Genomic DNA, 4,441 nt, shown 5'->3' on the forward strand with positions numbered 1-4,441 from the left:
TGTGGTCGGACCAGCTGGAGGCGGAGATCGTGGAGCGAATGGTCGCCGGCGCCTCGATGCGGCAGGTGGCGGCGCAGCCGGATACGCCGTGCATGACGACGCTCCGCAACTGGTCGCGCCGCAAGGCGGGGTTCCGTGACGGCCTGGCCTGGGCTGCGGAGGAACGCTGTGCGACCCGAGCCGAGCCCATGTACCGGGCCCTGATGGAGGAGGCCCGGTTGCGGTTCGGCGACCGCTTCCGCTGAAGCCCTACGCGCCTCACCCGACGGCAACGCCGGGACATGCCAGGATGCGCCTTGCTGAAAATATCTGGAGGCTCTGCGTGCAATACGATGACGTCGTGCTCGGCCGGCGCAGCATCCGCGGCTACCTGAACAAGCCGGTCCCCAAGGCGCTGATCCGCGAGGTGATCGAGCTCGCCATGCGCGCGCCGTCGTCGATGAACACCCAGCCGTGGAACTTCTACGTCCTCACCGGCGAGCCGCTGGACCGAATCCGCGCCGGGAACACCGAGCGGAACCTCGCGGGCGTGCCGCACAGCCGCGAATTCCGCATCGGGCAGGCCTTCGCCGGCAAGCACCGCGAACGGCAGATCGGCGTCGCCAAGCAGCTGTTCGCCGCCATGGGGATCGCCCGCGAGGACAAGGCGGGCCGCCAGGACTGGGTGCTGCGCGGCTTCCGCCAGTTCGACGCGCCGGTCTGCATCATCGTCACCTATGACAAGGACCTGCACGGCAGCGACGACACGCCCTTCGACTGCGGGGCCGTCGCCACCGCCCTGGTGAACGCCGCGTGGTCCCGCGGCCTGGGCGCGGTGATCAACAGCCAGGGGATCATGCAGTCGCCGGTGGTGCGCGAGCACGCGGGCATCGCCGACGACCAGGTGATCATGAAGTCGATCGCGCTGGGCTGGCCCGACGAGACATTCCCCGCCAACGCCGTGGTGTCCGAGCGCAAGTCCGTCGACGAGGCGACGGTGTTCGTGGGCTTCGACGAGGAGGCCTAGCCGCCGTCGCCGGCGGGGCCTGCCGCCTCGTCATCGTCGTGGGTGTGAGCCAGGCCGGAGGCTTCCATCTCGTCGCGGTAGGCGCGCATGCGCCGCTTGGCGGCCTCGAGCTTCTCGCGCATGTCGCGCGCCACGGCCTGCGGGTCGCTGGGGTCGGCCGGGCCGCCGCGGGACTGCGATTTGGGCATAACGTGAGTTAACTGGCCGACGAAGTGTCGGGTTCCCGACAGTCGACGATTTCGCGTCCACAATGGCCTTGGCGGCATGGCGCCGCCGGCCGCGGTCGCGCTAGCCTGGGCCGATGACCCGCAGCGGCGCGCGCCAGGCCCGATGAGCCTCAAGGACCGGATCAAGGGTCAGGTGCTGGCCATGGACGCCGCGCTGCGGCCCTGGGCGGCGCGGAGCCGGCGGCACGCGGGGCTCTACGAATTCCTGCTGTTCGGGCTGAAGCAGGCGTGGGCCAGCCTGTTCGCCGGGGCCATGCTGGCGCTGTTGCTGGGCAGCCATTTCCTGTGGCCGGCCGGCGCGCCCATCGCCCGCTACGATTTCCTGGTGATGGCGGCGCTGACCCTGCAGGCGCTGTTCCTGGCGACCCGGCTGGAGCGCTGGGACGAGGCGCTGGTGATCGCGATCTTCCACGTGGTCGGCACGATCATGGAGGTGTTCAAGACCGCCCACGGCTCGTGGATCTATCCGGAGCCGAACCTCTTGCGGATCGGCGGCGTGCCGCTGTTCTCGGGCTTCATGTACGCCGCGATCGGCAGCTATATCGCCCGCGCCTGGCGGCTGTTCGACATCCGCTTCGTGAACTATCCGCCGCTCTGGGCGCCGTGGCTGCTGGCCATCCTGGCCTACGCCAACTTCTTCACCCACCACTATGGGCCGGATATCCGCTGGGGCCTGTTCGCCGTCTCCGGCCTGATCTTCCGGCGCACCTGGTTCACCTTCACGCCCGACCTCAGCCCCCGGCGGATGCCGATCATCGTGGGCGCCCTGCTGGTCGCGCTGTTCATCTGGTTCGCCGAGAACCTCGGCACCTTCGCCTCGGCCTGGATCTATCCGACCCAGCGGCACGGCTGGGCGCCGGTGTCGTTCGGCAAGCTGGGCAGCTGGTATCTGCTGATCATGCTGAGCTTCGTGCTGGTGAGCCTGGTGCACAGGCCGCGCGCGCCCGGCGAGGGGGCGACGACCAACCCGTTGCTGACAGGCGTCGAGGCCGGGACGATGTCGTTCCTTCTCCCCTTGCGGGAGAAGGTGTCGGGCGGATGCCCGACGGAAGAGGGGTCGAGCCGGCGCCCCCAGGAAGATCGGCCACGAAAAACACGAACAGGCACGAAAAAGGCGGAGCCGAGCGGCCGGGCTTGAGCTCGTTCGTGAATTTCGTGTTTTTCGTGGCTCAAATAGCTGCGCTTCGCCGCTGCGGCGACGCCGAGAAACCCCTCATCCGACCTGCTTCGCAGGCCACCTTCTCCCGCAGGGGGAGAAGGTCACCGGTGGAGGAGGAGCGCCAGCAACGTCCCGCCGACCACGACCGCCACCAGGGTCAGGAAGACGTTGGGGATGCTCTTGCCGACCCACATGGTGTCTTGGCGCGCGTCATGACGGAGTTTGGTCATGGGCGCCAGGATGCGCCGAGCGCGGGGCGCTGTCACGACGCGAAGACGCGACCCCTCTTCTGTCAGCTTCGCTGACACCTTCTCCCGCAGCCACCGAGAAGGCTGAACCTACGACTTGTTCGCGAAGTCCAGGAACCGTTGGCGCAGCGTCGGGTCGGTCTTGAAGACCCCGGTGAACTGGGTGGTGATGGTGGAGACGTGGCGGTGGTGCACGCCGCGGGTGGTCATGCACTGGTGGGTCGCATCGATCATCACCGCGACGCCGGCCGGGCGCAGGCTGTCGGTGATGGCGTCGGCGATCTGCTGGGTCATGGTCTCCTGGGTCTGGAGACGCCGGGCGAAGATCTCGACCACCTTGGCGAGCTTGGAGATGCCGACCACGCGGTTGGTGGGCATGTAGGCCACGTAGGCCTTGCCCAGGAACGGCGCCATGTGGTGCTCGCAGTGGCTCTCCACCTCGATGTCGCGCAGCATGACGATGTCGTCATAGCCCTGCACGTCCTCGAAGGTGCGGCTGAGCTCCTTGGCCGGATCGAGGCCGTAGCCTTCGAACCATTCGGCATAGGCGTCGACGACGCGCTTGGGGGTGTCGATCACCCCTTCGCGGCGCGGATCGTCGCCGGCCCAGGCGATCAGGGTGCGAACGGCCTCCATCGCTTCTTCGCGGCTGGGGCGCTTCACGGCTTCAAGATCAAGGTCAGGGATCCCGACCAGGGTTCGGTCGCGCATGGCGTCCATGTGGGAGCGGTTCTTTCCAGGGCTGAGTTGCGCCGGGACGACGGTCCCGGAAATGACGCGTGCCACCCTTTCACTTCAGATGGGTTTCGGCCGCGAGGGTTCCCGTGGCCACCCATCCGGGGGAACTGTATATGGGCTCCCCGCCTTGCCCGGCAACCGTTCCGCGGCGTTAGCTTGACCATGATGGCCCGATGACCCTGGCTCTCTACGACACCATGGCCCGCGCCAAGCGGCGCTTCGAACCCGCCGATCCGGAGCGGGTGACGATGTATGTCTGCGGACCCACCGTCTACAATTTCGCCCACGTGGGGAATTTCCGCCCGGTGGTGGTGTTCGACGTGCTGTTCCGCCTGCTGCGCCACATCTATGGCGAGGACGCGGTGGTCTATGCCGCCAACGTCACCGACGTGGACGACAAGATCAACGCCAAGGCCGCCGAGGAAGGCGTCGCCATCGACGTGATCACCGACCGCTATCTGGCGGCCTATAACGCCGACGCCGCGAAGCTGTTGGCCCTGCCGCCCAGCTTCCAGCCGCGGGCCACGCGGACCATGGACGCCATCGTCGAGATGATCGGCCGGCTGGTCCACAACAACGCCGCCTATGCGGCCGAGGGCCACGTGCTGTTCAACACCGAGGCGTACACGGACTACGGCAAGCTGTCGGGCCGGCCGCTGGACGAGATGATCGCCGGCGCGCGAGTGGACGTGGCGCCCTACAAGCGCAACCCGGCCGATTTCGTGCTGTGGAAGCCGTCGAAGCCCGGCGAGCCCGAGTGGGAGAGCCCCTGGGGGCCGGGGCGGCCCGGCTGGCACATCGAATGCACCGCGATGATCGAACAGACCCTGGGCCTGCCGATCGACATCCACGGCGGCGGCATCGACCTGGTCTTCCCGCACCACGAGAACGAGCGGGCGCAGGGGGTCTGCGCGACCCACGACGCCATCTATTCGCGGTTCTGGCTGCACAACGGCTTCCTGAACTTCGGCGAGGAGAAGATGTCGAAGTCGCTGGGCAATGTGGCCCTGGCCCACGACCTGCTGGACGCCTACCCGGGCGAGGCGATCCGCTGGGCGCTGCT

General features: G+C 67.9%; 6 protein-coding genes and 1 pseudogene. 4 read left to right on the forward strand and 3 right to left on the reverse strand.

The window, feature by feature from the left end; translation table 11 throughout:
• On the forward strand, positions 1 to 245 hold a 245-nt coding region (locus tag VGT80_RS06210), incomplete at its 5' end, for a hypothetical protein (RefSeq protein ID WP_327453914.1).
• Positions 246 to 322: 77 nt separating this feature from the next.
• A complete protein-coding gene (locus VGT80_RS06215) occupies positions 323 to 1,006 on the forward strand; it encodes a nitroreductase (RefSeq protein WP_327453916.1) in 684 nt (227 codons plus the stop codon).
• Here the strand turns inward: VGT80_RS06215 and VGT80_RS06220 are convergent.
• Positions 1,003 to 1,194 (reverse strand): hypothetical protein, encoded by a 192-nt coding sequence (locus VGT80_RS06220; protein ID WP_327453918.1) that lies wholly within the window; start codon positions 1,192 to 1,194, stop codon positions 1,003 to 1,005. The genes VGT80_RS06215 and VGT80_RS06220 overlap by 4 nt on opposite strands.
• A gap of 142 nt (positions 1,195 to 1,336) precedes the next feature.
• Here VGT80_RS06220 and VGT80_RS06225 point away from each other — a divergent pair.
• Positions 1,337 to 2,170 (forward strand): annotated as a pseudogene (locus VGT80_RS06225) (DUF817 domain-containing protein); the annotation flags it as partial.
• A 323-nt stretch (positions 2,171 to 2,493) separates the two neighbouring features.
• On the opposite strand, the gene VGT80_RS06230 reads toward VGT80_RS06225, so the two are convergent.
• Both VGT80_RS06230 and folE read right to left on the reverse strand, forming a co-directional pair.
• A complete protein-coding gene (locus VGT80_RS06230) occupies positions 2,494 to 2,622 on the reverse strand; it encodes a hypothetical protein (RefSeq protein ID WP_327453920.1) in 129 nt (42 codons plus the stop codon).
• A 108-nt stretch (positions 2,623 to 2,730) separates the two neighbouring features.
• Positions 2,731 to 3,360, reverse strand: a complete 630-nt coding sequence (gene folE / locus VGT80_RS06235; protein ID WP_327453922.1) for a GTP cyclohydrolase I FolE — start codon at positions 3,358 to 3,360, stop codon at positions 2,731 to 2,733.
• Positions 3,361 to 3,551: 191 nt separating this feature from the next.
• On the opposite strand from folE, the gene cysS reads away from it, so the two are divergent.
• Positions 3,552 to 4,441: cysteine--tRNA ligase (gene cysS, locus VGT80_RS06240; protein WP_327453923.1), on the forward strand; the 890-nt coding region annotated here is incomplete at its 3' end.

Origin of the sequence: Phenylobacterium sp. (genome assembly GCF_035944335.1) — a bacterium.
Lineage (GTDB): Bacteria > Pseudomonadota > Alphaproteobacteria > Caulobacterales > Caulobacteraceae > Phenylobacterium.

Bases quoted from the DNA above. Each gene is read 5' to 3' on its own strand.
- VGT80_RS06230 (WP_327453920.1), bottom strand. From the start codon at position 2,622: ATGACCAAACTCCGTCATGACGCGCGCCAAGACACCATGTGGGTCGGC.
- folE (WP_327453922.1), bottom strand. From the start codon at position 3,360: ATGGACGCCATGCGCGACCGAACCCTGGTCGGGATCCCTGACCTTGAT.
- VGT80_RS06220 (WP_327453918.1), bottom strand. From the start codon at position 1,194: ATGCCCAAATCGCAGTCCCGCGGCGGCCCGGCCGACCCCAGCGACCCG.